Source organism: Mycolicibacterium tokaiense (genome assembly GCF_010725885.1).
Lineage (GTDB): Bacteria > Actinomycetota > Actinomycetes > Mycobacteriales > Mycobacteriaceae > Mycobacterium > Mycobacterium tokaiense.
In genome coordinates this window covers 4,513,689-4,540,089 of record NZ_AP022600.1, presented here as the reverse complement: position 1 = coordinate 4,540,089, position 26,401 = coordinate 4,513,689, and the positions used below count along the sequence as shown (strand labels likewise).

Here is a 26,401-nt window from a genome sequence, read left to right as displayed (position 1 = left end):
GGTCGTCGGGCAGAGCTCCTCCACGTCCCCGTCCGCCCTGTCGATCCGCTGGGGAACCCTCACGGAACCTTCGACCCCGGCCGTTAGTCTGCTCTGATGGCCGGCCGTCGACGTTCGTGGAGTTCGTCGATCGCGGGCTGGCACGGCGACGAACGTCCCGTCGGCTCGCCTCTGAACGAGGACGAGACCGTCGCCATGCGGCGCACCCGGTGGTTCGGCGCCACCGGCACGGTACTGATGGCCATCGGCGCCCTCGGTGCGGGCGCGCGGCCGGTGGTGCAGGACCCCACCTTCGGGGTCAGGCTCCTCAATTTGCCGTCGCGAATCCAGACCGTCTCGCTGACCATGACCACCACCGGTGCGGTGATGATGGCGCTGGCCTGGCTGATGCTGGGCCGCTTCGCGCTCGGCAAGCGCAAGATGTCGCGCGGCCAGCTGGACCGCACGCTGGTGCTGTGGACGCTGCCCCTGCTGATGGCGCCCCCGATGTACAGCAAGGACGTCTACTCGTATCTGGCGCAGAGCCAGATCGCCCGCAACGGTCAGGACCCCTACAGCGTGGGCCCGGCGCCTGGCCTGGGTCTCGACCACGTGTTCACGCTCTCGGTGCCCAGCCTGTGGCGCGAGACTCCGGCCCCCTACGGTCCGCTGTTCCTGTGGCTGGGTGAAGGCATCTCGGCGCTGACCGGGGAGAACATCGTCTGGGCGGTGCTGTTCCACCGGCTGGTGGTACTGCTGGGCGTCGGGCTCATCGTCTGGGCCACTCCCCGCCTGGCGCGGCGCTGCGGGGTGGCCGAGGTGTCCGCCCTGTGGCTCGGGCCCACCAATCCCCTGCTGTTCATGCACCTGGTGGCCGGCATCCACAACGAGGCGCTGATGCTGGGCCTGATGCTGGCCGGCACCGAGTTCGCCCTGCGCGGCATCGAGGGCACTCGCCGACTGATCCCCCGGCCGCTGCAACTGCCGCGCGCCCGGGCGCAGTGGGCCGCCTGGGCGCCTCTGGGGATGCTGGTCGCCGGCACCGTGCTGATCACGATGTCGTCGCAGGTCAAACTCCCGTCGCTGCTGGCGTTGGGGTTCGTCGCGATGGCGCTGGCCTGTCGTTGGGGCGGCACCGTGAAGGCGTTCCTCCTGGCCAGCTGCAGTTTGGGCGCGGTGTCACTGGCCGTCATGACGCTCATCGGATGGGCCAGCGGCCTGGGCTTCGGCTGGCTGTTCACCCTGGGCACCGCCAATGTGGTGCGCAGCTGGATGTCCCCGCCCACCCTGATCGCGCTGGGCACCGGACAGGTCGGCATCCTGTTGGGCCTCGGCGATCACACCACCGCGGTGCTGGGCCTCACCCGCGCCATCGGGGTGCTCATCATCACCGTGGTGGTGAGTTGGCTGCTGCTCTCGGTGCTGCGGGGTCGGCTACACCCGGTGGGCGGGCTCGGTGTCGCCCTCGGCGCGACGCTGCTGCTGTCGCCCGTCGTACAGCCCTGGTACCTGCTCTGGGCGATCATCCCGCTGGCGTGCTGGGCCACCAAACCCGGCTTCCGGACGGCGGCGATCGTCGGCACCCTGGTGGTCGGCATCTTCGGCCCCACCGCCAACGGGGACCGGTTCGCGTTGTTCCAGATCGTCGACGCGACAGTCGCCAGCACCGTCATCATCCTCATCCTCATCGCCCTCACCTTCCGCAGGCTGCCCTGGCGTGCGGTGGCGCCGCCGGTCACCGAGACCGACCCGCCCGAACCCGCCCCCAGCTCTGCCGGAGCACCAGCAGCAACCCGCGTCGCCCCCGACGCCTACGCTGAGTCCCCGTGAGCTCGACTGCACCCGTGCCCCTGCGACTGCGCGGGGTCACCAAGCGCTATGGCGCGGTCATCGCCGTCAACGGTCTGGACCTCGAGGTGCAGCGCGCCGAAGTGCTGGCCCTGCTGGGCCCCAACGGCGCGGGCAAGACCACCACCGTGGAGATGTGCGAAGGCTTCCTGCGCCCTGACGGCGGCACCATCGAGGTCCTGGGCCTGGATCCGTTCGCCGACAATGCGCGGCTGCGGGCTCGCATCGGGGTGATGCTGCAGGGTGGGGGCGGTTATCCGGCCGCACGGGCCGGCGAGATGCTGAACCTGGTGGCCGCCTACGCCGCCAACCCGCTGGACCCGAAGTGGCTGCTGGACACCCTGGGCCTCACCGACGCTGCCCGCACCACCTACCGGCGGCTGTCCGGGGGGCAGCAGCAGCGCCTGGCGCTGGCCTGCGCCCTGGTGGGCCGGCCGGAGCTGGTGTTCCTCGACGAGCCCACCGCCGGCATGGACGCCCACGCCCGCCTGGTGGTGTGGGAGCTGATCGACGGTCTGCGCCGCGACGGGGTCACCGTCGTTCTGACCACTCATCAGCTCAAGGAGGCCGAGGAGCTGGCCGACCGGCTGATCATCATCGACCGCGGCAAGGCCGTGGCCGAGGGCACTCCCGCGGAGCTGATGCGCAGCGGCGCCGAAGATCAGCTGCGTTTCACCGCGCCCCGGAAGCTGGACCTCGCCCTGCTGGTCAGCGCGTTGCCGGAGAACTACCGTGCCGTCGAGATCGCCCCGGGCGAGTACCTGGTCGAAGGCCACATCGATCCGCAGGTGCTGGCCACCGTGACGGCGTGGTGTGCCCGGCTGAACGTGCTGGCCACCGACATGCGGGTGGAACAGCGCAGCCTCGAAGACGTATTCCTCGATCTGACCGGACGGGAGTTGCGGTGAGCAGGATCTTGTTCCCGGACGGCACCTTCACCCCGGATCCGCGGCCCAACACCGTGGCCCAGATGCTCAAGGCGCAGTTCGGCCTCGAACTGAAGCTGCTGCTGCGCAACGGCGAACAGCTGCTGTTGACGATGTTCATCCCCATCACCTTGCTGGTGGGCCTGACACTGCTGCCGCTGGGTTCGTTCGGGGAGAACCGGGCGGCGACGTTCGTCCCGGCCATCATGGCGCTGGCCGTCATCTCCACCGCCTTCACCGGTCAGGCCATCGCCGTGGCCTTCGACCGGCGCTACGGTGCGCTCAAACGTCTGGGCGCCACGGCGCTGCCGGTGTGGGGCATCATCGCCGGCAAGTCGCTGGCAGTGGTGACGGTGGTATTCCTGCAGGCCCTCATCCTGGGGGCCATGGGGCTGGCACTGGGGTGGCGGCCGAGCCCGCTCGGTCTGCTGCTGGGCGCGGTGATCATCGCGCTGGGCACCGCGGGCTTCGCCGCGCTGGGGCTGCTGCTCGGTGGCACCCTCAAGGCCGAGATCGTGCTGGCGCTGGCCAACCTGCTGTGGTTCGTGTTCGCCGGCCTCGGCGCGCTGACGCTGGAGGCCCAGGCGGTGCCATCGGCGGTGCGCTGGGTGGCCCGGTTGACGCCCTCGGGCGCGCTCACCGAGTCGTTGACCCAGGCGATGGCCATGTCGGTGGACTGGTTCGGCCTGGCGGTGCTGGCGGCGTGGGGCGCGGTGGCCGCGGTGTGTGCGCTGCGGTGGTTCCGCTTCACCTGATTTTCCCGGTTCCCAGTTTGGCGAGCAGACGCGAACTCGGCCTCAGAGGCGCGGCGCCGTCCGAGTTCGCGTCTGCTCGGCGGACCCCCGGCTTTCACTCGAGCCCGGGCAGCAAGAACTCCAGCCGGCCCACCTCTTCGATGTTGTGCTTCACCCAGGCCCGGGTCATGGCGTCGGGAAAGCGGCGCGTCAGCAGGTAGTTCAGCGGCGTCAGCAGCGCGGCGCGGGCGCCGATGTCGAGCACCGAGACATAGTGGGTGCCCTCGGTGCCCGCCGACCAGGTGTGCTCGAGCTGCAGGATCGGCACTCCGGCGACGCGCTGCACCAGGCGGATCCCGGTCTCGTCGAGCTTCTCGACCCGGTCGGTGACGTCGACGGCGTAGCGGTCACTGCCGAACTGTTCGACGATCCGGAACCGCGCACCTTCTGCGGCTCCCCCGCCGCGAGCCGCCCGGGCCAGCTCCCAGGCGATGTGGTCGACGGGATGCCAGGCCAGGTAGCGCGCCGTCGTCACGCCGTTGTAGGTCATCGTCTCGCCGAGGTGGGTGAACCAGTCCAGCAGCATCGCCGGGGTGATGCCGGGCAGCGGCCGGTGGTCGATGGTGATGCGCCTGCGCAGGTGCGGGGCGTGGGTGTGGCGGACCACCGCGGAGTCGACGGTCCGCATCGGATACAGCACAGGACAGGTCACGGCCGGGGCTCCCTAGATTTCGCGAGCAGACGCGAGCTCGGCCTCAGAGGCGTGGAAGAGCCCGCATTCGCGTCTGCTCGGCAAGGCCAATTAGATACGGTTGCGTGTCTAATGTAAGGTCGAGCCATAAGAAACGCAAGCGTGTCTTGAGGAGTGTTCATGCAGCGCCGCCGGGGAGCCGAATTGGAGGACGCGATCCGCGCCGCCGTCCTGCAGTTGATCACCGAGCGCGGCGCCGCCGGGGTCACCATGGAAGCGGTGGCCGCCGTGGCGGGAACCAGCAAGCCGGTCCTGTACCGCCGGTGGCCCGACGGCCCCGCGCTGGTGCGCGACACCCTGCTGCGCCTGGCCACCACGGCCATCCCCGCAGCCGACACCGGTAGCTACCGCACCGACATGCTGGCGACCCTGCGCGGCTGGGTGGCGCTGTTCACCGGACCGACGGCCCCGGCGCTGCGTGCGGTGATCGCCGCGATGGACCACGACGACGAACTCGCCGAGGCGTTCCGCTCAGATGTCATCGGCTGGCGCAAGGAGCAGATGGCCGAGCTGTTGGCTCGCGGCGTGGCCCGCGGTGAGGTACGCGCCGACGTGCCCGTGGACCTGCTGCGCGAGCTGGCGCAGAGTGTGCTCTGGCACCGCCTCCTGATCACCGGCGACCCCATCGACGACGCGCTCGCGGTGCGGTTGGTCGACGACATCCTGCTACCCCTGGTAACCCCTACTACAGCCGGTAGTTAACGTACGCCTACTCTGTTCAGCGTGTGGTTTCAGCGGCTGGTCGACCGGCTTCCCGCAGCGAGTCTGCGTACCCAGCGGATCATCGGCGCGCTGGTCATCCTGACCCAGGGCGGCATCGCCGTCACCGGCGCCATCGTTCGTGTCACCGCATCCGGCCTCGGCTGCCCCACCTGGCCGCAGTGCTTCCCCGGCAGCTTCACCCCCACCCCACACCCCGAGGTGCCCGGCATCCACCAGGCCGTCGAGTTCGGCAACCGGCTGCTGACCTTCGCGGTGGTGGCCACCGCCGCCGCCGCGGTGATCGCCGTGACCCGCGCCCACCGGCGCCGCGAGGTCAAGATCTACGCCTGGCTGATGCCGCTGTCCACGGTGGTGCAGGCCATCATCGGCGGCATCACCGTGCTGACCGGGCTGCTGTGGTGGACCGTGGCGATTCACCTGCTGGCCTCAATGGCCATGGTGTGGGTGGCCACCCTGCTGTTCGTCAAGATCGGCGAACCCGACGACGGCGTGCCGACCCGCACTGCCCCCCGCCAACTGCGCCTGCTGTCCGCGCTGACCGGCGTGGCGCTGGCCGCAGTGCTGGTCAGCGGCACCCTGGTCACCGGCGCCGGTCCGCATGCCGGCGACAAGAGCATCGAACGTCCCGTCGCGCGACTCCAGGTGGAGATCGTCACCCTGGTGCATGCGCACTCGTCGCTGCTGATCGGTTACCTGGCGCTGGTCGTCGGCCTGGGCTTCGGGCTGTGGGCGGTGCACGCCCCCCGGCCCGTGATGCTGCGGCTGTACGTGCTGATCGGGCTCGTGGTCGCCCAGGGCCTGCTGGGTGCCATCCAGTTCTTCACCGGTGTCCCGGAGGCCCTGGTGGCGCTGCATGTGGCCGGCGCGGGCGCCTGCACCGCGGCCACCGCGGCGCTCTATGCGGCACTACGGGCGCGGACGGTGCGAGAGCGGTCCGAGCCCGAGCTTGTCCAGAGCTGACTCCACGGCCAGCGCGAACCGGCGCTGCGCGGTGTCGCGCTCGGCGGCGCCCAGCTGACGCCAGCCCAGCGACGGCTCCACCAGCTCCAACTCCAGCAAGAGCGGATCCCGGTGCCCGCCCAGCAGGTCCACCCGCGCGTAGAGGAAGTCGGCCGGCGCGCAGTCCAGCTGCGCGGCGGCAGCGGCCAGCGCCGCATGCCCGACATCCCACAGCGCCATGTCCGGATCCGCTGAGGACAGCGACTCCTCGGCGTAGGTCCCGGAGGCGTCGAACACCGGGGTGTTGCCCGGCGGCGGCAGCATCGGCCCCTTGGTGAAGGCATGCGACGGCTGCCCGGCCAGGAACACGAGCGCCATCTCCCCGTCCTCGACCCGCGGGTCGTAGGGCTGCACCATCGCCGTCACACCGCCCTCCTGCAGGGTGGCGGCGTGGTCGCGGGCGGCGCAGTGATCGGTGAACCGCTGCGCCCCCACCGACCCGGCGCCCACCGCGGGTTTGACCACCACTTCCCCGGCGGGCAGGTGCACCATCTGGCCCGGTGCGAAGAACTCGCTCTCGACCACCGGCACCCCGGCCACGGCCAGGTCCTCCAGGTAGGTCTTCTCGGTGTTCCAGCGCACCACCGCCGGCGCGTTGAGCAGGTGCGGCACCCGGGTGGTCCAGGACAGGAACTCGTCGAGCCGCTCGATGTAGTCCCAGGTGGCGCGCATGATCACCAGATCGCTGTCCAGCGTTGCGGGGTCGTCCCACGACAACCAACGCGCGTTCAGGCCGCGGGTACGCAGCGCATCCACCAGGCCGTCGTCGTCGCCGTCACCGGTCACCAGCTTCGGGCATCCGGCCAACACGATCTTCGGATGGAACAGATCAGGGCGTGCCAGCTTCATCCGGTCTTCACGCTCAAGGATGATAGTCACCATGCATGCGATTGAAGTCTCCCGAACCGGCGGTCCCGAAGTCCTGAGCTACGTCGAGCGTCCCACGCCTGAGCCGGGCCCCGGGCAGGTGCTCATCAAGGCCGAAGCCATCGGCGTCAACTTCATCGACACCTACTTCCGCTCCGGCAGCTACCCGCGGGAAACGCCGTTCGTGTCCGGCAGTGAGGTGTGCGGCGTCGTCGAGGCCGTCGGCGACGACGTGGCCGCGCTCAAGGTCGGCGACCGGGTGGTCACCAACGCCGCCGACGGCGCCTATGCCGAGTACACCGTGGCCCCGGCCGACTTCGTGGCCTACGTGCCCGAGGGGGTCGCGCCCGACCAGGTGGCCTCGGCGCTGCTGAAGGGCATGACCGCGCACTACCTGCTCAAGTCCACGTATGCCGTACAGCCGCAGGACACCATCCTGGTGCACGCCGGCGCCGGTGGCATGGGGCTGATCCTGACACAGTGGGCCACCAGCATCGGCACCCGCGTGATCACCACCGCGTCGACGCCGGAGAAGGCCGAGCTGTCCCGCCAGGCCGGGGCGGTCGAGGTGCTGGACTACCCGGACGATCCGGCCGCGTTCGGGGCGCGGGTGCGTGAGCTGACCGACGGCGACGGCGTGGCCGCGGTCTACGACGGGGTGGGCAAGACCACGTTCGACGCCAGCCTGGCCAGCCTGGCGGTGCGCGGAGTGCTGGCGCTGTTCGGTGCGGCCAGCGGCCCGGTGCCCCCGGTGGATCCGCAGCGCCTCAACGCCGCGGGCTCGGTGTTCCTGACCCGGCCCAAGCTCAACGACCACACCCGCACGCCCGACGAGTTCTCCTGGCGCGCCGGCGAGTTGCTCGACGCCATCTCCTCGGGCGCCATCACCATCAACGTCAGCGCCCACTACCCGCTGGAGAATGCCGAGCAGGCGCACCGCGATCTGGAGGGCCGCAAGACCGTCGGCTCCATCGTCCTGATCCCCTGAGCTGAGTGATTCTGGCGCGCTCGTAACCGCTGAGCGGTTGCGAGCGCGCCCAAATCGCTAGAAAACGGTGGGTAACGCGATGGCCGAGTCGACGGCCAGCGCACAGAAGACCACGGCCAGGTAGTTGTTCGACTGCAGGAACAACCGCAGGGGCTTCACGGGCTCACCGCGGCGCACCCCGGCATACAGCTGATGGGCCATCACCAGGAACCAGGCCCCGGCCAGCAGCGCCACGCCGGTGTACAACCAGCCCGTCGCCGGGACCAGCGCCAGCGTGGCCAGCACAGTGAGCCAGGTGTAGATCAGGATCTGCAGCGTGACGTGCTTCTCGGTGGCCACCGACGGCAACATCGGCACCCCGGCCGCGGCGTAGTCGTCCTTGTAGCGCATGGCCAGCGCCCAGGTGTGCGGCGGCGTCCAGAAGAAGATGATGGCGAACATCACCAGCGCGGGCCACTGGATGGTCCCGGTGACCGCCGACCAGCCGATCATCACCGGCATGCAGCCGGCCGCGCCGCCCCACACCACGTTCTGCGAGGTACGCCGCTTGAGCAGCAGGGTGTAGACGAAGACGTAGAACGCGATGGTGACCACCGCGAGCACGCCGGAGAGCAGGTTGGAGGTCCACCACAGCCAGAAGAACGAGCCGACCGAGAGCACCAGCCCGAACACCAGCGCGTGCCGCGTGGGCACCGTCGCGCGGGCCAGGGGGCGCCGCGCGGTGCGTTTCATGACCTTGTCGATGTCGGCGTCGGCCACGCAGTTCAGCGTGTTGGCCCCAGCGGCGGCCAGCATGCCGCCGACCAGGGTGTTCAGGATCAGCAACGGGTCCACGACCCCGCGGTTGGCCAGCAGCATCGCCGGGATCGCGGTGACCAGCAGCAGCTCGATAACGCGCGGCTTCGTCAGCGCGATGTACGCCAGCAAAGTATTGCGAATCCGCTTCGGGGCGCCGTCGCGGGAAGAGGAGCCGGAGCTGAGGTGGCGCTCGCGAATGCTCACGCAGTCAACTCCTCATCTCCTCGGCCGGTGGCGCGCACGCGGAAGTGTTCTGACCGCCCCACTGCATCTACTACAGACGATGGTAGACCGACGATCGAGTCGTGGATTACCGCAGGGTCGATTCCGCGTTACCCACCGTAACGGGAGAACGAACACTGTCCGAATGCAGCCTGCACTCGGTCGCCACCGAGCACTAGGGTTGGATGGTGCGGCCTGCCAACCAGACACGCCATCGAGGAGTGAACCTGTGACCACCGTCGAAGAAATCGCGACGCTGACCGAACCCCACCATCCCGAGGACTGGACCGACATCGACTCGGCAGCGGTCGACACGGTGCGCGTGCTCGCCGCCGACGCGGTGCAAAAGGTCGGCAACGGCCATCCCGGCACTGCCATGAGCCTTGCCCCGCTGGCGTACACCTTGTTCCAGCGCCAGATGCGCCACGACCCCAGCGACGTGCACTGGCTGGGCCGCGACCGGTTCATCCTGTCCTGCGGGCATTCCAGCCTGACGTTGTACCTCCAGCTCTACATCGGCGGTTTCGGCCTCGAACTCGAGGACATCGAGGCGCTGCGCACCTGGAAGTCCAAAACCCCGGGGCATCCGGAGTTCCGCCACACCAAGGGCGTGGAGATCACCACCGGCCCGCTGGGCCAGGGTCTGGCTTCGGCGGTGGGCATGGCGATGGCGGCCCGCTACGAGCGTGGCCTCTTCGATCCCGACGCCCCCGCGGGTGAGAGTCCGTTCGACCACCACATCTACGTCATCGCCTCTGACGGCGACATCGAAGAGGGTGTCACCAGCGAAGCCTCGTCCCTGGCAGGCACGCAGCAGCTGGGCAACCTCATCGTGTTCTACGACAAGAACCACATCTCCATCGAGCACGACACCGACATTGCGTTGAGCGAGAACGTCGCCGATCGCTACCGCGCCTACGGCTGGCACGTCCAGGAGGTCGAGGGCGGCGAGAACGTCGTCGGCATCGAGAAGGCCATCGCAGAAGCCAAGAAGGTCACCGACAAACCGTCGTTCATCGCGGTGCGCACCATCATCGGCTATCCCGCCCCCACCAAGATGAACACCGGCGGTGTGCACGGCTCCGCCCTGGGTGACGACGAAGTGGCCGCCACCAAGAAGATCCTGGGCTTCGATCCGGACAAGAAGTTCGACGTCCGCCCGGAGGTCATCGAGCACACCCGCAAGCTCGTCGAGCGCGGCCAGGAAGCCCACGCGAAGTGGCAGACCGACTTCGACGCCTGGGCCGAGCGTGAGCCGGAGCGCAAGAAGTTGCTGGACCGCCTCACCGCCGAGGAACTGCCCGACGGCTGGGACGCCGACATCACCTACTGGGAGCCGGGCTCCAAGGCCGTCGCCACCCGCGCCGCCTTCGGCCAGGTGCTCAACGACGTCGCGCCCAAACTGCCGGAGCTGTGGGGCGGCTCGGCGGATCTGGCCGGTTCGAACAACACCACCATCAAGGGCGTGAAGTCGTTCGGCCCGCCGTCAATCTCCACCGACGACTTCCAGGCCGACTGGTACGGCCGGGTGCTGCACTTCGGTATCCGCGAGCACGCCATGGGCTCGATCCTGTCCGGCATCGTGCTGCACGGACCCACCCGCGCGTTCGGCGGTACGTTCCTGCAGTTCTCGGACTACATGCGCCCCGCGGTGCGGCTGGCCTCCCTGATGGACATCGACACCATCTACATCTGGACCCACGACTCCGTGGGTCTGGGTGAGGACGGTCCCACCCACCAGCCGATCGAGCACCTGGCCGCGCTGCGCGCCATCCCGAACCTGTCGGTGGTGCGCCCGGGTGACCCCAACGAAACCGCGTACGCGTGGCGCAGCATCATCGCCCGCGGCAACGGCAGCGGCCCGGTCGGTTTCATCCTCACCCGTCAGGGCATCCCGGTTCTGGAGGGCACCAGCGCCGAGGGTGTCGCCAAGGGCGGCTACGTCCTCGGTGGTGGCAGCGCCGCCGACGCCGACGTGATCATCATCGGCACCGGCTCCGAGCTTCAACTGGCCGTCGAGGCCAAGAAGCTGCTGGCGGAGAAGGACATCAAGGCCGCCGTGGTGTCGATGCCGTGTGTCGAGTGGTTCGAGAGCCAGCCCAAGGAGTACCGCGATTCGGTGCTCCCGCCCACTGTCTCGGCCCGGGTGGCCGTCGAAGCCGCAGTGGCGCAAAGCTGGTACAAGCTGGTCGGCGACACCGGCGAGATCGTCTCCATCGAGCACTACGGCGAGTCGGCCGATGACAAGACGCTGTTCCGTGAGTTCGGGTTCACCCCCGAGAACGTCGCCGCCGCCGCCGAACGCACCATCAACAACTAAGGACCCAGCACTATGACTCAGAACGAGAACCTCGCGGCGTTGAGCGCCGCCGGCGTATCCGTATGGCTCGACGACCTGTCCCGTGACCGCCTGCAGAGCGGCAATCTGCAGGAGCTCATCGACACCAAGAGCATCGTCGGCGTCACCACCAACCCGTCGATCTTCCAGGCCGCCCTGTCCAAGGGCGAGGCCTACGACGCCCAGGTCAAGGAACTGGCCGAACGCGGCGCCGACGTGGACGCCACCATCCGCACCGTCACCACCGATGACGTGCGCAACGCCTGCGACGTGTTCGCCGACATCTACAAGTCCTCCGACGGAGTAGACGGCCGGGTGTCCATCGAGGTGGATCCCCGACTGGCCCACGACACCGACAAGACGGTGCAGCAGGCCATCGAGCTGTGGAAGATCGTCGACCGGCCCAACGTGCTGATCAAGATCCCCGCCACCGAAGCCGGCGTGCCCGCCATCGCCTCGGTGCTGGCCGAGGGCATTTCGGTCAACGTCACCCTGATCTTCTCGGTGGAGCGCTACCGCCTGGTCATGGACGCCTACCTCAAGGGCCTGGAGAAGGCCAAGGAGGCCGGTCACGACCTGTCGAAGATCCATTCGGTGGCGTCGTTCTTCGTGTCTCGCGTGGACACCGAGATCGACAAGCGCCTCGAGGACATCGGCTCGGAGGAGGCGCTGGCGCTGCGCGGTCAGGCCGGGGTGGCCAACGCCCGCCTGGCGTATGCCGCCTACGAGGAGGTGTTCGTCGGCGGCGCGCGCTTCGAGGCGCTCAAGGCTGACGGCGCCCGGGTGCAGCGCCCGCTGTGGGCCTCCACCGGCGTGAAGAACCCCGACTACTCCGACACCCTGTACGTCACCGAACTGGTGGCGCCCAACACGGTGAACACCATGCCGGAGAAGACCCTCGACGCGGTGGCCGATCACGGCGTCGTCACCGGCGACACCATCACCGGCACTGCTGCCGCCGCGCAGGAGACCTTCGACAAGGTGGCCGGCGTCGGTATCGACCTCACCGATGTGTTCCTGGTACTCGAGAACGAGGGCGTCGAGAAGTTCGAGAAGTCGTGGCAGGAGTTGATGGAGGCCACCCAGGGTCAGCTCGACGAGAAGAAATGACGCAGAGCGCCTTGGTGAACCCGCTGCGGGACAAGCGCGACAAGCGCATGCCCCGCATCGCGGGGCCGTGCAGTGTGGTGATCTTCGGCGTCACCGGTGACCTGGCCCGCAAGAAGTTGATGCCGGCCATCTACGACCTGGCCAACCGTGGGTTGCTGCCGCCGACCTTCGCTCTGGTGGGCTTCGCGCGCCGCGACTGGGCGGACGAGGATTTCGCGAAGGTCGTTTACGACGCCGTGAAACAGCATGCCCGCACGCCGTTCCGGCAGGAGGTCTGGGACCGCCTGGCCGAAGGTATCCGGTTCGTGCAGGGCACGTTCGACGACGACGACGCCTTCGCGCGGTTGAAGTCGACGCTGACCACCCTGGACGCCGAACGTGGCACCAGCGGCAACCACGCGTTCTACCTGTCGATCCCGCCGAACGCGTTCCCGGTGGTGTGTGAGCAGCTGTCGAAATCGGGGCTGGCCGAGAAGCCCGAGGGCTCCTGGTCCCGCGTGGTCATCGAGAAGCCGTTCGGTCATGACCTGGCCAGCGCCGAGGCGCTCAACGGCGTGGTGAACAGCGTTTTCCCGGAGTCGTCCGTGTTCCGCATCGACCACTACCTCGGCAAGGAGACGGTGCAGAACATCCTGGCGCTGCGGTTCGCCAACGAACTGTTCGAGCCGGTGTGGAACGCGCACTACGTCGACCACGTGCAGATCACGATGGCCGAGGACATCGGCCTGGGTGGGCGTGGCGGTTACTACGACGGCGTGGGCGCCGCCCGCGACGTCATCCAGAACCACCTCATCCAGCTGCTGGCGCTCACAGCGATGGAGGAGCCGGTGAGCTTCTCCCCCGACGAGCTGCAGGCCGAGAAGATCAAGGTGCTCTCGGCCACCCGGTTGGCCGAACCGCTCGACGAGACCACTTCCCGCGGGCAGTACGCGACGGGCTGGCAGGGCGGCGAGAAGGTGGACGGCCTGCTCGATGAGGAGGGGTTCTCCAAGACCTCCACCACCGAGACGTTCGCCGCGATCACCCTGGACGTCGACACCCGGCGCTGGGCGGGGGTGCCGTTCTATCTGCGGACCGGAAAACGGTTGGGCCGCAGGGTCACCGAGATCGCTCTGGTGTTCAAGCGCGCGCCGCACCTGCCCTTCGACGCCACCATGACCGAGGAACTCGGGCAGAACGCGCTTGTGATCCGGGTGCAGCCCGACGAGGGCATCACGTTGCGCTTCGGGTCGAAGGTGCCGGGCAACGCGATGGAGGTCCGTGACGTCAGCATGGACTTCTCCTACGGTTCGGCGTTCGCCGAGGAGTCCCCGGAGGCCTACGAGCGGCTGATCCTGGACGTGCTGCTGGGTGAGCCGTCGCTGTTCCCGGTGAACGAAGAGGTCGAATTGTCGTGGAAGATCCTCGATCCCGCGCTCGAGTACTGGGCCAGCCACGGCAAGCCGGACCCGTATGAGTCCGGCGGTTGGGGCCCGGAGTCGGCGTTCGAGATGTTGCGGCGTTCGGGCCGTGAATGGAGGCGGCCCTAGCCATGATCGTCGATCTGCCGGACACCAACACCGGTGCCATCAACAAGAAGATCGTCGCGCTGCGCGAAGAGGGCGGGGCCATCACGCTGGGCCGTGTGCTCACGCTGGTGATCGCCCCTGACACCGAGGCGGTGCTCGAGGAGTCCATCGATGCGGCCAACGCGGCCAGCCGTGAGCATCCGTGCCGGGTGATCGTCGTCAGCCCCGCCGACCGCCTGGCCGACAAGGCACGCCTGGATGCGCAGTTGCGGGTCGGCAGCGATGCAGGCGCCAACGAGGTGGTGGTGCTGCGGCTGTCTGGTCCGCTGGCCAACCACGCCAGCAGCGTGGTGATGCCGTTCCTGCTGCCCGATACCCCGGTGGTGACGTGGTGGCCCGATATCGCTCCGGCCAATCCGTCGCAGGATCCGCTGGGGCAGTTGGCGATTCGCCGCATCACCGACGCCACCAACGATGCCGATCCGCTGGCGGCCATCAAGTCACGCGCGGCGGGTTACACCGCCGGTGACACCGATCTGGCATGGAGCCGGATCACCTACTGGCGGGCGCTGCTGACCGCGGCGCTGGACCAGGCGCCGCACGAACCGCTGGAGTCGGCCGTGGTGTCGGGGCTGGCCGACGAGCCGGCGCTGGACGTGCTGGCCGGCTGGCTGGCCACCCGGATCGACGGTCCGGTGCGACGTGTGGTCGGTGAGCTCAAGGTGGAACTGGTGCGCGGCTCCGAGACCATCACGCTGAGCCGCCCGCAGGAGGGCCGCACCGCAACGCTGAGTCGCACCGCTCGCCCGGACGCCCTGGTGCCCCTGGCCCGGCGAGAGACCAAGGAATGTCTGGCCGAGGACATGCGCAGGCTGGACTCCGACGAGATCTACTTCGAAGCACTGAAGGGAATCGACAAGGTGCACTACTCATGAGCGAAACTGTCGTCGAGAAGTACAGCGACACAGACGAACTGGTCGCAGCAGCTGGCGACCGGCTGGTGTCGGCCATCACCGCGGCGCTGGCGCAACGCGGCCAGGCCGCCATTGCCCTGACCGGCGGCGGCACCGGAATCGGGCTGCTCAAGCGGGTCCGCTCGGCGGGCGCGGACATCGACTGGTCCAAGGTGCACCTCTACTGGGGCGACGAGCGCTACGTCCCGGAGTCCGATGACGAGCGCAACGACAAGCAGGCCCGCGAGGCGCTGCTGGATCACATCGACATCCCGGCGCGCAACGTGCACACCATGCCGGCGTCGGACGGGGAGTTCGGCGCCGACATCGACGCCGCGGCGCTGGCGTACGCGCAGGTGCTCGCTGCCAACGCCCCCGACGGTGAGCCCACTCCGCGCTTCGACGTGCACCTGCTGGGGATGGGTCCGGAAGGCCACGTCAACTCACTGTTCCCGCACACCGTCGAGGCCGCGGAGAAGTCCCGGTTCGTAGTAGGCGTCGAGGACTGCCCCAAGCCGCCCCCGCGACGAATCACCTTGACCTTCCCCGCGGTGGCCCGCTCCCGCGAGGTGTGGCTGGTGGTGTCCGGCGACGGCAAGGCCGAGGCGGTGGCTGCTGCCTTGGGCGGTGCCGACCCGCTGGACTGGCCCGCCGCCGGCGCGGTGGGTTCGGAGAAAACCGTCTGGCTACTGGATTCCGGAGCCGCGTCCCAGCTGTAGCCCGCCATAATGGCGGCATGGCAGACAGAGACGTCAGCACGGCGGCCACGCCGCGTCCCGCGCAGCAACGACTGCGCACGCTCGCTCAGGCCGCACTCAACGCCGACGTCACGGTGGGACAGGTCGACGCCGTGCTCGCCGGTCTCGCCGAGACGCTGGAGGACCTGAACAGCTCCACCGACAACCTCGACGCGACCATGGAGCGCTTCAACGCCACCATCAGCCGGATCGACGAGCTGGCGCCGCGGCTGCTGGTCATCGTCGACCGGCTGGAGTCCATCGTCGAGCGGGTGGAACGCATTGTCGGCGTCGGCGAAGCCGTGGTGGCCCCCATCTCGGCCACCGAGGGCGCGGTGCGCGGTATGCTCAGCGCGGTCCGGCAGCGCACCGGTCTCTAGGCAGGGCCCGCTGCGATACGGCGGTTAGGTTAGCCTGTCCATCGATGAGCTTCTCGAACGCCACCGTTGTTGCGACCACCCCGCTGAGCACTCGCCTGGTGCGCATCACGCTCGACATCGAGGACCCCGATGCGTTGGCGGTGACCGCGGCAGCCGATTCGGCCGTCGGCGTCTACTTCCCCGGCTCCGATGAGGGTCGCAACTACTCTGTGCGCGCCCAGCGCGGGGCCCGCATCGACGTCGACGTGGTGCTGCATGCGACTGGCCCTGGCACCACCTGGGCGCGGCAGGCCCACCCCGGCGACCGGGTGGGCCTCGACCACGCCCGCAGCTGGTACCGACCGCCCGTCGACACCGACTGGCAGTTGTTGGTCACCGACTTGTCGGGGCTGCCCGCCTGTGCTCGCATCATCGAGAACCTACCCGCCGCGATGCCGACGGTGGTGATCGCCGAAGTCACCGCCCAGGACGACCTGCACTACCTGCCGCAGCGTCCGAATGTCACGCTCACCTCCTCGGTCGGTACCGGAAACGGCCATGCACCAAGCGCTCTCGCCACTCTGACCCGTGACCTGACCCTGCCGGCCGGCACCGGCTACTGCTGGTTCGCCGGGGAAGCCGCCGAGTCCCGCGCCGTGCGCAAATACCTGCGCAGCCTCGGCTGGGGCATCGAGCGGTTCGATGTCACCGGCTATTGGCGCGTCGACTCCGCGACCTGGGATGCACAGTTCGCACTGGTCAGCGACGACGTGGTGGCGATCTACCAGCAGGCCTTGGCCGCCGGCAAGAGCGACAAGGTGGCCTTCGAGGAGTTCGACGAGGCGCTCGAACGGGCCGGCCTCTGACCACTACCGAAGCACGCCCGCACCAGCTCTCAACCGACCGCCGCGCCCTCGGGCTGGGCGTCGCGGTGGTGGTGCTGACGCTGATGTGTGTGGCCAGCCTGACCATCGGCACCGAGAACGTCGCACTGAGCACGGTGTGGCAGGCCGTCACCGACCACCGCGACATCGGGGACCAGTGGATCGTGCACGATCTCCGGATTCCCCGCACGGTGCTGGCGTTCCTGGTCGGCCTGGCGCTCGGCTTGGCGGGCGCCCTCATCCAGGCAGTGGGGCGCAATCCGCTGGCCGACACCGAGATCCTCGGAATCAACTCCGGCGCAGCGCTGTTCGTGGTGAGTGCGATCGCCTTCTTCGGTGTGCGCGATGTGGGTGGCTACATCTGGTTCGCCTTCGGCGGGTCTTTGTTCGCCATGGTTCTGGTGTACCTGGTGGGTATGACAGGCCGCCGGGCGGCGACCCCGGTGCGGGTACTGCTGTCCGGCGTCGCAGTCGCCGCCGTGCTCGACGGCATCGCCTTCGCCGTCCGCCTGCGCCATCCGCGGGCGTTTGACAACATGCGGTTCTGGGACGCGGGGGCTCTGGATGCCCGCGGCCTGGACATCTCCGCGGCCATCAGCCCGTTCATCCTGGCCGGGGTGATCCTGTGTGTGGTGGTGGCGCGCTCGCTGAACGTCACCGCCCTGGGCGACGACCTGGCGAGGAGCATGGGTGCCACCGTGGTCCGCACCCAGGTGCTGAGCCTGGCCGCGGTAACCCTGCTGGCCGGCGCCGCCACCGCCGGCGCAGGCCCCATCGGATTCATCGGGCTGATGGTGCCGCACGCGGTACGGCGCTTCACCGGACCCGACTGGCGCTGGATCCTGGCCTACGCGACCGTGGTCGCGCCGGCTCTGCTATTAGCAGCCGACATCGTGGGCCGGGTGGTGATCCGGCCCGCCGAGCTCCCCGCGGGCATCGTTACGGCGTTCCTGGGTGCGCCGGTGCTGATCTGGCTGATCCGCAGGCAGGGCGCGGCATGACGGTGGCTTTCGCCCGGCGCCAGTGCGTGGTGCGCCTCGGCGGCGCGTCGGTGCGCATGTCGCTGCGCGCGGTCGTGGTGGTGGGCGCCCTGCTGGCCGGCGCAGCGGTGCTGGCCGTCGTCGCCGTCGGCGTCGGCAAGTACCCGGTGGCACCCGCCGACGTCCTCGGTGTGCTGGCCGGTACCAACACGTCCTTCGACCGGGTGGTGGTTCTCCAGTGGCGCCTGCCGCGGTTGTTGATGGCGCTGCTCGTCGGGGCGGCGCTGGGTCTGTCCGGGGCCGTCTTCCAGGCACTGACGCGAAATCCGTTGGGCAGCCCCGACATCATCGGGATCAACTTCGGTGCCTATACCGGTGCACTGGCGGTCCTGGCGACCGTCGGCGTCGGCTACTACGCGGTGGCCGGCGGCGCGCTGGTGGGTGCGCTGCTCACCGCGGCGCTGGTCTACGCGCTGTCCTACCGCAACGGGGTGGCGGGCTATCGCCTGATCGTGGTCGGCATCGGCGTCAGCGCCGTGCTGAACTCGGTGAACCAGTGGATCGTGATCAAGCTGGACTTCCACACCGCCGTCACCGCGTCGGTGTGGCAGCAGGGCACGCTCAGCGGGCTGAGTTGGGCGCAGGTGCTGCCGATGGCCGTCTGCGTGGCGATGGTGAGCGCAGCCCTGGTGGCGCTGGGCCCGCAGTTGCCGATCCTGCAGCTGGGCGACGACGCCGCGGGCGCACTGGGTGTCCGCACCGAGCGGGTGCGGTTGATGTACCTGGCAGCCGGCGTCGCTCTGGTCGCCTTTGCCTGCGCCGCAGCGGGTCCCATCACGTTCATCGCGCTGGCGGCACCGCAGATCGCGCGGCGCCTCACCGCCACCCCGGGAGTGGGCCTGGTGCCGTCGGCGGTCATGGGTGCGGTGCTGCTGCTGATCGGCGACGTGCTCGCCCAGCATCTGCTCGCCACCGAACTGCCGGTGGGTGCCGTCACCGTGTCCCTGGGCGGCGCCTACCTGATCTACCTGCTCGTCACCCAAGCCAGGAGCCGATGACCGTGCCCCGTCTGCGTACCGAGCGCCTCACCATCGGCTACGACCGCACGACCGTCATCACCGACCTGTCGGTGGACATCCCCGACGGTCGGATCACCGCCATCGTGGGTCCCAACGCCTGCGGCAAGTCGACCCTGCTGCGGGGGTTGGCGCGGTTGCTCAAACCCGCTGGTGGACAGGTGATCCTGGACGGCTCCGACATCTCCACCCTGCACACCGTGGAAGTGGCCCGACGGTTGGGCCTGCTCCCCCAGACCTCCATCGCCCCGGAGGGCATCACGGTCGCCGACCTGGTGGCCCGGGGACGCTTCCCGCACCAGAAGGTGTTGCGGCAGTGGGCCGCCGAGGATGCAGCCGCGGTGGCCGACGCGATGCGCGCCACCAACGTCGAGGCCCTGTCGGCCCGGCTGGTCGACGAACTGTCCGGCGGTCAGCGCCAGCGGGTCTGGGTGGCGATGGTGCTCGCCCAGCAGACCCCGCTGCTGCTGCTCGACGAGCCCACCACCTATCTGGACATCGCGCACCAGGTCGAGCTGCTGGATCTGTTCGCGGCCCTGAACCGTGAGCAGGGCCGCACCGTGGTGGCGGTGCTGCACGACCTGAACCACGCCTGCCGCTACGCCGACCACATCATCGCCATGAAGGCCGGACACATTGTCGCCGAAGGTGATCCGACGGACGTGATCACCGAGGCGCTGGTGTCCGAGGTCTACGGGTTGGCCTGCCAGATCATCGACGATCCGCAGACGGGGACTCCGCTGGTGGTGCCGGTGGCGTCACCGTATCTGCGCCGGCGGCGGTGAGGGAGTCCTCCAGCGGCTGGGCGAGGCGCTGCCCGCGCTCGGTGAGGTCCAGCCAACAGAACCAGAACCAGTAATCGGGGTTGTCAAAGCCGTCGACGTAGACGTCCCGAATGCGCTGCAGAGATTGATCTATGGTCATCGCCCACGGCGCGAAACGCGAACCCTCACCGGTCAGATCTCCGATGGTGAACAGGCCCTCGGAGGCCAGGTCATTGATCAGGTTCAACGTCTGTTGCTGTGTTTGCGCTGGCGGCCGCTCCGGATCGGCATCCACGACCGCCTGATGCATCCGCTCCAACGGCACCCAGTCCACGAGGCCCAGAAGCAAAACCTCGTCGCGCGGGGGTCGGGTCCCAGCGAATCCGCTCACCGACATGCAGTCGAGTCTAGACCCGCTCAGGCGTCGGCCAGATCCGCCACGGGTCGGCCATTCAAGGCATTGGCCAGCTGCGGAGTCAGCACGTCGAGGGCGTAGAGCAGCGCGTCGGGGCCGCTGTAGGTCAGTGCGCCACTGAGATTCGACTCGAAAGTGGTGTAGAGGGTGCGGTCCTGGGTGACCACGGGCAGCCGCGCGAAGGCCGGCGAGGCCAGCATCTGTTCCTTGGTGGCGCCGTTGACGAACAGCACGTCGCGGTTGAGCAGGTCCAGCTTCTCCTCGCTGACATCACCGTCGACGTCCTGTGTGGCGAAACCCAGTGCGGTGAACAGGGAGCGGCGCGGGTCGTTCTCCGGCAGCAGCCAGTGCCCGCCGCTTTCCGGGCCGAAGTCGACCACCAGCGTCTTGCCGGCGAACTCGGGGTTGGCGGTCTTGGCCTCGTCGATACGGCCCTGCACCTGCGCCACCAGATCCTGGGCTTCGGACTCCTTGCCCAGCGCCGTGCCGGTGGTCAGCAACTGCACATCCCAGGGTGTCTCCTCGTCGGCGTAGTCCGCGGACTGGACCACCGTCGGGGCGATCTGCGAAAGCCGGTCGTAGGTCTGCTGATCGATGGTCTCGTAGATGGCGAAGATGACGTCGGGGCGCTCTGCAGCGATGGCTTCGAAGTCGATCTCGTCGGCGCCCCAGGTCGGGATGGGCGTGCCGCCGGTGGCTTCCTGCACCCAGGGGTAATCGTTGTACTCCTCGAAGAACTCGCGGCTGGCCACCGGCACGACACCGAAGGGCAGCACGTAGTCCTGGTCAGTCCAGCCGACGGTCACCACCCGCTGCGGGTCGGCGGGGACGACGGTCTCGCCGAACTTGTGGGTGATGGTGACACCCTCCGGGGCCTCGCTCGCGGAGTTCTCCGCAGAACCGCACCCGGTGATCACCAGCACCATCGTCACCACACCGGCGAAAAAGCGCAGGACGCTTCGGCTGCTCGACATCACGACTCGATGTTAGAACAGCCTAACCAAAGATCAAGGCCTACCCGCTGTTGCGCAGCGCAGTGGCCAGCCCGCTCATGGTCAACAGGATGCCCCGCTGGACGCGTTCATCGGTGGCACCGGAGCGATGCTGCCGCAACAGTTCCACCTGCAGGTGGTTCAGCGGCTCCAGGTACGGGAAGCGGTTGAACACCGACCGGGCCAGCGCCGGGTTGTCGGCCAGCAGGTCGTCCTGACCGGTGATGGCCTTGAGCATCGCGATGCTGCGGTCGTGTTCGGCCAGGATCTTGTCGAAGACGCGGTGACGCAGTTCGACGTCGTCCACCAGCTCGGAGTACCGCGCCGCCAGGCCCATGTCCGCCTTGGCGAGCACCTGCGCCATGTTCGACAACACCGTCCGGAAGAAGGGCCAGCGCCGGTACAGGTCCTGCAGCACCTCCAGCCGCCCGTCCCCGTCGGCGATCCAGGACTCGAATGCCGAACCTGTGCCGTACCACCCCGGCAGCATCACCCGCGACTGACTCCAGGCCAGCACCCACGGGATGGCCCGCAGATCCGAGATGGAGGTGGTGGGCTTGCGCGACGTCGGACGGCTGCCGATGTTCAGCGCGCCGATTTCGCTGAGCGGGGTGGACGCCTTGAAGTAGTCCACGAAACCCGGTGTGTCATGGACCAATTCGGCGTAAGCCCGCTGCGCGAGGGCAGCCAGGTCGTCGAGCACCTCGTAGGCCGGTGCGGCGTCGTCACCCAGCCCTTCGACGTCCAGCAGGGTCGATTCCAGCGTCGCCGCCACCAGGGTCTCGAGGTTGCGGTGCGCGGTCCGCGGCTCGGCGTACTTGGCCGCGATGATCTCACCCTGCTCGGTGATGCGCAGCGACCCCCGCACCGCTCCGGGGGGTTGCGCCAGGATGGCGTCATAGCTGGGTCCGCCGCCGCGGCCGACGGTGCCACCGCGGCCGTGGAACAACCGCATCCGGATCCCGGTGTCGGCAGCCATCTCCACCAGTTCCAGCTCCGCGCGGTACAACGCCCAGTTGGCGGCCAGGTAGCCGCCGTCCTTGTTGGAATCGGAGTAACCGAGCATGATCTCCTGGCTGTCGCAGCGGGCGCGCACCAGCGCCCGGTAGAGCGGCAGTCCCAGCACGTCGCGCATGATCGAGGCGCCGCGCTGCAGGTCGTCGATGGTCTCGAACAGCGGAACGATGCCCACCGGGCTGTAGGGCGTCTCCTCCGAAGCATCCAGCAGGCCGGCCTCTTTGAGCAGCAGCGCGGCCTCCAGCATGTCCGAGACCGACTGGCACATCGAGATGATGTAGTTGGGCACCGCGGCGGGCCCGAACACCGCCACCGCACGCGCCGCGGCCTTGACGATGCCGAGTTCCTTGTGTGCCAGTTCCGAGAGCTCGGCGTGTTCGCCGACCAGGGGCCGTCGGGTGCTCAGTTCCGCGACCAGCAGCGCCACCCGCTCGTCTTCGGGCAGCGACGCGTAGTCGGGATGCACACCGGCCCAGGCCAGTAGCTCGGCCACCACCTGCTCGTGCATCTCCGAGTTCTGCCGCATGTCCAGCCCGGACAGATGAAAACCGAACACGTGCACAGCTTCTCGCAGCCGAGCCAGGCGGTCGTCGGCCAGCAGCGCACTGCCGCCCGCGCGCAGGGACGCGTCGACGACATCCAGATCTGCCAGCAGCTCACCCGGTGTCTCGTAGGCTTCCATCCCCAGATCCAGCAGGTGTTCGGGTTGACGGTCCAGGATGTTCGCCGCGGTGGCCGTCAGACGGGCGTGGATCACCCGCAGGGCGCGGCGGTAGGGCTCGTCGGCGCGGGCCGGTTCGTTGCACATGTCGGCGAGCTCGGTCAGCTCGGCACTGATCCGCACCAGCCGCGCCGACATCGACAGCTCTTCCTCCAGCGCCGTCAACTCGCTGAAGTAGTGCGCGAAGGCGGTGTAGGCGGCACTGCCGGTGGCCAGTCGCACCACGTCGGCGGTGACATTGGGATTGCCGTCGCGATCACCGCCGATCCACGAACCCGGCCGCAGGATCGGCTCGGCGAGCAGCTCGGCCTCGGGCCAGCGGGCCCGCAACGCTTGGCGCACTTCGGCATTGACCCTCGGGATGACCTCGAAGAACGCCGCCGGGTAGTACCGCAGCCCGGTTTCGATCTCGTCCTGGATCTTCAACCGCGACAACCGGATCAGCGCGGTCTGCCACAGCATCAGGATCTGGCGGCGCAGTTCGAAGTCGATGCTGTGTTCGCCGGCGTCGGTCATACCGGCCGCGCGCAACCGCATCAACTCCGTGATCCGGTGCTGGGTGTCGAAGATGGTCCGGCGGCGGGTCTCGGTGGGGTGCGCGGTGATCACCGGCGACACCAGCGCCCCGGTCAGCGCATCGACGACGGCCGACGCATCCAGATCCGCCGCGTCGAGCTTCAGGTAGGTGGCGGCCAGGCTGCTGCGCTGCGGCGGCTCCCCCGCCGCCACGTGGATCGCGCGCCGACGCTCGCGGTGGATGTCCTCGGCGACGTTGGCCAGCAGCGCAAAATGGGTGAACGCCCGGATCACCGGGATGGCCGTCGCGGCGTCGATCCCGTCGAACAGTTCGGCCAGCTCCGCCCGGTCGATCTCGGAGCGACGTACCCGGAACGACTCCACCCGGGCGCGCTCCACCAGATCGAAGATCGCGTCGCCGTTCTGTTCGCGCACCGTGTCACCCAGGATCGCACCGAGCAGGCGGATGTCCTCGCGCATCGGTTCGGTCGCCTCCCGTCCCACCTGGGTGCGACGGACGGCTCCGATCGGTTCGAGGGCGGTCTCCGCGGGTTCTGCCATGCGTCGATTATCGACGACGCAACGTGGCGGCGCCCGATAGGCATCGTCTCCAAGGAACAGAACGGTCGTCCCGTCAGCGACCGGCGCGCCCCGCGACGGGTGTCGCTGCGATGAACTCTGCGATCACTTCGGCGAGTTCGGCGCCTCGGTCCTCCTGCAAGAAGTGCCCGCCCCCGGTGATGGTGGTATGCGGCTGCCCCTGCGCACCGGGCACCTTGGTCGTGAACAGCTGCTCACCACCGCGGGTGATGGGGTCCTGATCACTGAAGCAGGTCAGCAGTGGCTTCTCGAAGGTGGCCAGCACCGCCCACGCGGCGATGTTGGCGGCAGACTCGGGATCGTCGGTGGTGGTCGGAACCAGGGTGGGGAAGACGCGGGCGCCGGCTTTGAACGAGTCGTCGGGGAACGGCGCGTCGTAGGCTGCGATGACGTCGGCGGGCAGGTCGGTGGTGCAGCCGCCGTTGACGATGGTGCCGACGGGCAGGTCCGGGACCTCCTGGGAGAACTTCTGCCAGGCAGCGAACGCGTCACCGAGCGGGAATTCGCCGGTGGGCAGCCCGGTGTTCGCCACGATCACCCGGTCGAAGCGCTCCGGGTGTGCGGTCACCAGGCGCAGTCCGATCAGGCCACCCCAGTCCTGGCCGAAGAAAGTGATGCGGCGCAGTTCGAGCGTGTCGAAGAGCAGGGAGGACATCCAGCCGATGTGACGCGCGTAGGTGTAGTCGCTTGTCGCGGTGGGCTTGTCGCTGCGCCCGAACCCCACCAGGTCCGGCGCCACCACACGATGACCGTGGGCAACCAGAGGGCCGATCATATGCCGGTAGAGATAGCTCCAGGACGGCTCACCGTGCATCAGCAGGATCGGGTCGGCGTCTGGCGGGCCTTCGTCGAGGTAGTGCACGCGCAGGGTTCGACCGGTTCCGCTGGGGATGTCGGCATAGTGCGGGGCGAAGTCGTAGCCGGGCAAGTCGGCGAAGCGCTCGTCGGGGGTACGCACGACATCCATGAGTTTTCTCCTGGGCTGAACTGGGCGGGGGTCTCAGCGCGTCATCGCCGCAGGTGAGCCCTTCTCTACCGCGACCGTAAGTGTTGATAGTTCCACTGTCAATACTTTCCGGCAGTGCTAGCGTCACGATCGATGAACACGCCACCGCCGGAGCCTGCCGAGCCGGTCGACGGCCGCCGCGCGCGGCGTGCACGGGGTCGGGCCGCTGTCGTGGAGGCAACAATCGATCTTGTGCTGGAGGGTTTCTCGCCGCCGACAGTGGAACAGGTCGCCGACCGGGCGGGCGTCTCCACCGCGTCGGTGTTCCGATACTTCGACACCCTCGACGAGTTGCGCGACGAGACCACCCGTCGCTATTTCCAGCGGTTCGCGCATCTGCTCGAGATTCCGGAGATCGGTCAGGGCACTTTGGACGCGCGGATCACCCGCTTCGTCGACATCCGTCACGAGCTGTACGTCGCGACTGCGCCGATGGCCCGAATGGTGCGCAACCGCGCCCCGAGGGTGGCCGCGCTGCACGACATCCTGCATCGGCACCGTGCGGGCATGGCCCGCGACGTCCGGCGTCACTTCGCCACCGAACTCGACGGGCTCGGCGCGGTGACGGCCGGCGAGATGGTGGGCACGATCGCCACTCTGACCTCGTTCGAGGCCTGGTCGGAGCTCACCGAAGATCACCGGCGCACCCCTGCTCAGATCCGGCGTGGGTGGGCCAGGGCGCTCTCCCGCGTCCTGACCGGCTGACATCCCTAGCGGACAGCCGCAAGGGTGTTGATGACGGGACGGGTGATCATCGAGTAGGTGTCGGCGATGGCAACGTCGCGGTGGGCCTTCTGGGCCTGGAGTCGTGCCGGGTCGGTGGCGACCGCCATGAACGCCCGCCTGCTGGGAAAGAGGTTGAACCGGACCTGGTGCCAGCTGCGACCGTCGCCCACGATGGTGCCGTTCACGGCGAACCACCCCGCCACGCGCACACCGTGGGCAGAAGCGACCCGGGCGGCCGCGCCCTGGTAAGCCCGCATGGCCTCGGGCGTGGCGCGCGCGGAACAGGGGTCGGCGAACCGCAGCACGTGCACGATCATCACCGGTCCGTCCTGGGCAGTCGGCGGCTCGGGGACGTCGGCCCAATCGTGTTGTTCAGCGTCCTCGGGAAAACGCGGAAGGGGCAGGGGATCGCAGCCCAGCACGATCGTCTGATCCATTCCGGCTTCCTTGTGGACGTGCGCGGCCCGGAATGCCGGCCGTGACTGCATGTCGATGAACGCCCGTCCGGTCGGGTAACGCACGACGGCGACCCGATCCCACACCGGCGCGTCACCGAGGAGTTGGGTGTCGACGTCGGCCAAGAGGCACAGCTCGGCGCCGATCTCGGCCAACGTATCCAAGGGTGCATACAGATCATCGGCTTCGCGCCCGGTGATGGCGCTGGAGCGCCCGTCGCCGTAGTCGGCGACATCGCGGTACTTCATGAGATTGACCATCCAGACCGGCCTGCCGGAGTCCGCCGTCGCACCTCCCAGCCGGGCGGCGTAATCGAGATCGAGCTGACCGTACCGGGGGTTGGGGTGTGTCATCCGTTCTCCGCGTTGATCGTTGGCATGAGAGGTGAACCCACCCTAGGTTTTGATA

25 protein-coding genes are annotated in these 26,401 nt (G+C 68.6%); 17 read left to right on the top strand and 8 right to left on the bottom strand.

Annotation, left to right across the window (positions count from 1 at the left end; all coding sequences use genetic code 11):
• Nucleotides 1-96: 96 nt before the first annotated feature.
• From mptB to G6N58_RS22170, 3 genes are read left to right on the top strand one after another with little or no spacing between them, the layout of a single operon-like run.
• Entirely contained in the window at nt 97-1,809 is a 1,713-nt protein-coding gene (gene mptB / locus G6N58_RS22180) for a polyprenol phosphomannose-dependent alpha 1,6 mannosyltransferase MptB (RefSeq protein ID WP_115277262.1), read from the top strand.
• Nucleotides 1,806-2,735: an ABC transporter ATP-binding protein gene (locus G6N58_RS22175; RefSeq protein ID WP_115277263.1), complete on the top strand. Its 930-nt coding sequence runs from the start codon at nt 1,806-1,808 to the stop codon at nt 2,733-2,735. The genes mptB and G6N58_RS22175 overlap by 4 nt, the downstream gene beginning before the upstream one ends.
• On the top strand, nt 2,732-3,508 hold the full coding sequence (locus G6N58_RS22170) for an ABC transporter permease (RefSeq protein ID WP_172544952.1): 777 nt from the start codon (nt 2,732-2,734) through the stop codon (nt 3,506-3,508). The genes G6N58_RS22175 and G6N58_RS22170 overlap by 4 nt, the downstream gene beginning before the upstream one ends.
• 94 nt (nt 3,509-3,602) lie before the next feature.
• Here G6N58_RS22170 and G6N58_RS22165 read toward each other — a convergent pair whose 3' ends face one another.
• Entirely contained in the window at nt 3,603-4,199 is a 597-nt protein-coding gene (locus G6N58_RS22165; protein ID WP_232067954.1) for a hypothetical protein, read from the bottom strand.
• A 159-nt stretch (nt 4,200-4,358) separates the two neighbouring features.
• Here G6N58_RS22165 and G6N58_RS22160 point away from each other — a divergent pair, with 159 nt between their 5' ends.
• Both G6N58_RS22160 and G6N58_RS22155 read left to right on the top strand, forming a co-directional pair.
• Complete coding sequence (locus G6N58_RS22160) at nt 4,359-4,940, top strand: TetR/AcrR family transcriptional regulator (RefSeq protein ID WP_115281350.1); 582 nt, start codon at nt 4,359-4,361, stop codon at nt 4,938-4,940.
• A 21-nt stretch (nt 4,941-4,961) separates the two neighbouring features.
• On the top strand, nt 4,962-5,921 hold the full coding sequence (locus G6N58_RS22155) for a COX15/CtaA family protein (protein WP_232067953.1): 960 nt from the start codon (nt 4,962-4,964) through the stop codon (nt 5,919-5,921).
• Here the strand turns inward: G6N58_RS22155 and G6N58_RS22150 are convergent.
• Complete coding sequence (locus G6N58_RS22150) at nt 5,868-6,809, bottom strand: ATP-grasp domain-containing protein (RefSeq protein WP_115277265.1); 942 nt, start codon at nt 6,807-6,809, stop codon at nt 5,868-5,870. The genes G6N58_RS22155 and G6N58_RS22150 overlap by 54 nt on opposite strands.
• A 31-nt stretch (nt 6,810-6,840) precedes the next feature.
• On the opposite strand from G6N58_RS22150, the gene G6N58_RS22145 reads away from it, so the two are divergent.
• Nucleotides 6,841-7,815, top strand: a complete 975-nt coding sequence (locus G6N58_RS22145) for a quinone oxidoreductase family protein (protein ID WP_068916704.1) — start codon at nt 6,841-6,843, stop codon at nt 7,813-7,815.
• Between the two features lie 57 nt (nt 7,816-7,872).
• On the opposite strand, the gene G6N58_RS22140 is transcribed toward G6N58_RS22145, so the two are convergent.
• Nucleotides 7,873-8,817: a heme o synthase gene (locus G6N58_RS22140; RefSeq protein WP_115277266.1), complete on the bottom strand. Its 945-nt coding sequence runs from the start codon at nt 8,815-8,817 to the stop codon at nt 7,873-7,875.
• Between the two features lie 247 nt (nt 8,818-9,064).
• Here G6N58_RS22140 and tkt point away from each other — a divergent pair, with 247 nt between their 5' ends.
• The 10 genes from tkt (at nt 9,065) to G6N58_RS22090 (ending at nt 19,565) form a co-directional block, all read left to right on the top strand.
• Nucleotides 9,065-11,155, top strand: coding sequence for a transketolase (tkt, locus tag G6N58_RS22135; RefSeq protein ID WP_115277267.1), 2,091 nt, complete (start codon nt 9,065-9,067; stop codon nt 11,153-11,155).
• A gap of 12 nt (nt 11,156-11,167) precedes the next feature.
• Entirely contained in the window at nt 11,168-12,283 is a 1,116-nt protein-coding gene (gene tal / locus G6N58_RS22130; RefSeq protein WP_115277268.1) for a transaldolase, read from the top strand.
• Nucleotides 12,280-13,812 carry a glucose-6-phosphate dehydrogenase gene (gene zwf, locus G6N58_RS22125; protein WP_115277269.1) on the top strand — a complete coding sequence of 511 codons (1,533 nt, stop codon included), beginning with the start codon at nt 12,280-12,282 and terminating at the stop codon, nt 13,810-13,812. The genes tal and zwf overlap by 4 nt, the downstream gene beginning before the upstream one ends.
• Nucleotides 13,813-13,814: 2 nt before the next feature.
• Nucleotides 13,815-14,726, top strand: a complete 912-nt coding sequence (gene opcA / locus G6N58_RS22120; RefSeq protein WP_068919811.1) for a glucose-6-phosphate dehydrogenase assembly protein OpcA — start codon at nt 13,815-13,817, stop codon at nt 14,724-14,726.
• The gene (gene pgl, locus G6N58_RS22115) at nt 14,723-15,463 is read left to right on the top strand and encodes a 6-phosphogluconolactonase (RefSeq protein WP_068916699.1); all 741 of its coding nucleotides are present in this window, start codon (nt 14,723-14,725) and stop codon (nt 15,461-15,463) included. The genes opcA and pgl overlap by 4 nt, the downstream gene beginning before the upstream one ends.
• A 17-nt stretch (nt 15,464-15,480) precedes the next feature.
• Entirely contained in the window at nt 15,481-15,861 is a 381-nt protein-coding gene (locus G6N58_RS22110; RefSeq protein WP_115277270.1) for an ATPase, read from the top strand.
• A gap of 44 nt (nt 15,862-15,905) precedes the next feature.
• The gene (locus G6N58_RS22105; protein ID WP_115277271.1) at nt 15,906-16,706 is read left to right on the top strand and encodes a siderophore-interacting protein; all 801 of its coding nucleotides are present in this window, start codon (nt 15,906-15,908) and stop codon (nt 16,704-16,706) included.
• Nucleotides 16,707-16,771: 65 nt separating this feature from the next.
• Nucleotides 16,772-17,725, top strand: coding sequence for an iron chelate uptake ABC transporter family permease subunit (locus tag G6N58_RS22100; protein WP_435406374.1), 954 nt, complete (start codon nt 16,772-16,774; stop codon nt 17,723-17,725).
• Entirely contained in the window at nt 17,722-18,762 is a 1,041-nt protein-coding gene (locus tag G6N58_RS22095) for a FecCD family ABC transporter permease (protein WP_115277272.1), read from the top strand. Before G6N58_RS22100 ends, G6N58_RS22095 begins: the two co-directional genes overlap by 4 nt.
• The gene (locus G6N58_RS22090) at nt 18,759-19,565 is read left to right on the top strand and encodes an ABC transporter ATP-binding protein (protein WP_115277273.1); all 807 of its coding nucleotides are present in this window, start codon (nt 18,759-18,761) and stop codon (nt 19,563-19,565) included. The genes G6N58_RS22095 and G6N58_RS22090 overlap by 4 nt, the downstream gene beginning before the upstream one ends.
• Here G6N58_RS22090 and G6N58_RS22085 read toward each other — a convergent pair.
• The 4 genes from G6N58_RS22085 to G6N58_RS22070 form a co-directional block, all read right to left on the bottom strand.
• Complete coding sequence (locus G6N58_RS22085) at nt 19,492-19,941, bottom strand: hypothetical protein (protein WP_115277274.1); 450 nt, start codon at nt 19,939-19,941, stop codon at nt 19,492-19,494. The two genes, G6N58_RS22090 and G6N58_RS22085, sit on opposite strands and share 74 nt — an antisense overlap.
• A 20-nt stretch (nt 19,942-19,961) precedes the next feature.
• Nucleotides 19,962-20,885: an ABC transporter substrate-binding protein gene (locus G6N58_RS22080; protein ID WP_435406189.1), complete on the bottom strand. Its 924-nt coding sequence runs from the start codon at nt 20,883-20,885 to the stop codon at nt 19,962-19,964.
• Between the two features lie 88 nt (nt 20,886-20,973).
• Nucleotides 20,974-23,766 (bottom strand): phosphoenolpyruvate carboxylase, encoded by a 2,793-nt coding sequence (gene ppc, locus G6N58_RS22075; protein ID WP_115277276.1) that lies wholly within the window; start codon nt 23,764-23,766, stop codon nt 20,974-20,976.
• A 73-nt stretch (nt 23,767-23,839) separates the two neighbouring features.
• Nucleotides 23,840-24,772, bottom strand: a complete 933-nt coding sequence (locus tag G6N58_RS22070) for a haloalkane dehalogenase (RefSeq protein ID WP_115277277.1) — start codon at nt 24,770-24,772, stop codon at nt 23,840-23,842.
• A gap of 132 nt (nt 24,773-24,904) precedes the next feature.
• On the opposite strand from G6N58_RS22070, the gene G6N58_RS22065 reads away from it, so the two are divergent.
• Nucleotides 24,905-25,516: a TetR/AcrR family transcriptional regulator gene (locus G6N58_RS22065; RefSeq protein ID WP_115277278.1), complete on the top strand. Its 612-nt coding sequence runs from the start codon at nt 24,905-24,907 to the stop codon at nt 25,514-25,516.
• Nucleotides 25,517-25,521: 5 nt separating this feature from the next.
• Here the strand turns inward: G6N58_RS22065 and G6N58_RS22060 are convergent, their stop codons facing one another.
• Nucleotides 25,522-26,346, bottom strand: a complete 825-nt coding sequence (locus G6N58_RS22060) for a DUF1330 domain-containing protein (protein ID WP_115277279.1) — start codon at nt 26,344-26,346, stop codon at nt 25,522-25,524.
• Nucleotides 26,347-26,401: the final 55 nt, after the last annotated feature.

Excerpts from the sequence above, each read along its gene's own strand:
- opcA (WP_068919811.1), top strand. The coding sequence starts at position 13,815 with ATGATCGTCGATCTGCCGGACACCAACACCGGTGCCATCAACAAGAAG.
- G6N58_RS22145 (WP_068916704.1), top strand. The coding sequence starts at position 6,841 with ATGCATGCGATTGAAGTCTCCCGAACCGGCGGTCCCGAAGTCCTGAGC.
- G6N58_RS22060 (WP_115277279.1), bottom strand. The coding sequence starts at position 26,346 with ATGACACACCCCAACCCCCGGTACGGTCAGCTCGATCTCGATTACGCC.
- ppc (WP_115277276.1), bottom strand. The coding sequence starts at position 23,766 with ATGGCAGAACCCGCGGAGACCGCCCTCGAACCGATCGGAGCCGTCCGT.
- G6N58_RS22065 (WP_115277278.1), top strand. The coding sequence starts at position 24,905 with ATGAACACGCCACCGCCGGAGCCTGCCGAGCCGGTCGACGGCCGCCGC.
- G6N58_RS22080 (WP_435406189.1), bottom strand. The coding sequence starts at position 20,885 with ATGGTGCTGGTGATCACCGGGTGCGGTTCTGCGGAGAACTCCGCGAGC.
- mptB (WP_115277262.1), top strand. The coding sequence starts at position 97 with ATGGCCGGCCGTCGACGTTCGTGGAGTTCGTCGATCGCGGGCTGGCAC.
- G6N58_RS22160 (WP_115281350.1), top strand. The coding sequence starts at position 4,359 with ATGCAGCGCCGCCGGGGAGCCGAATTGGAGGACGCGATCCGCGCCGCC.
- G6N58_RS22070 (WP_115277277.1), bottom strand. The coding sequence starts at position 24,772 with ATGGATGTCGTGCGTACCCCCGACGAGCGCTTCGCCGACTTGCCCGGC.
- G6N58_RS22095 (WP_115277272.1), top strand. The coding sequence starts at position 17,722 with ATGACGGTGGCTTTCGCCCGGCGCCAGTGCGTGGTGCGCCTCGGCGGC.
- G6N58_RS22150 (WP_115277265.1), bottom strand. The coding sequence starts at position 6,809 with ATGAAGCTGGCACGCCCTGATCTGTTCCATCCGAAGATCGTGTTGGCC.
- tal (WP_115277268.1), top strand. The coding sequence starts at position 11,168 with ATGACTCAGAACGAGAACCTCGCGGCGTTGAGCGCCGCCGGCGTATCC.
- zwf (WP_115277269.1), top strand. The coding sequence starts at position 12,280 with ATGACGCAGAGCGCCTTGGTGAACCCGCTGCGGGACAAGCGCGACAAG.
- pgl (WP_068916699.1), top strand. The coding sequence starts at position 14,723 with ATGAGCGAAACTGTCGTCGAGAAGTACAGCGACACAGACGAACTGGTC.
- G6N58_RS22090 (WP_115277273.1), top strand. The coding sequence starts at position 18,759 with ATGACCGTGCCCCGTCTGCGTACCGAGCGCCTCACCATCGGCTACGAC.
- G6N58_RS22105 (WP_115277271.1), top strand. The coding sequence starts at position 15,906 with ATGAGCTTCTCGAACGCCACCGTTGTTGCGACCACCCCGCTGAGCACT.
- G6N58_RS22085 (WP_115277274.1), bottom strand. The coding sequence starts at position 19,941 with ATGTCGGTGAGCGGATTCGCTGGGACCCGACCCCCGCGCGACGAGGTT.
- G6N58_RS22110 (WP_115277270.1), top strand. The coding sequence starts at position 15,481 with ATGGCAGACAGAGACGTCAGCACGGCGGCCACGCCGCGTCCCGCGCAG.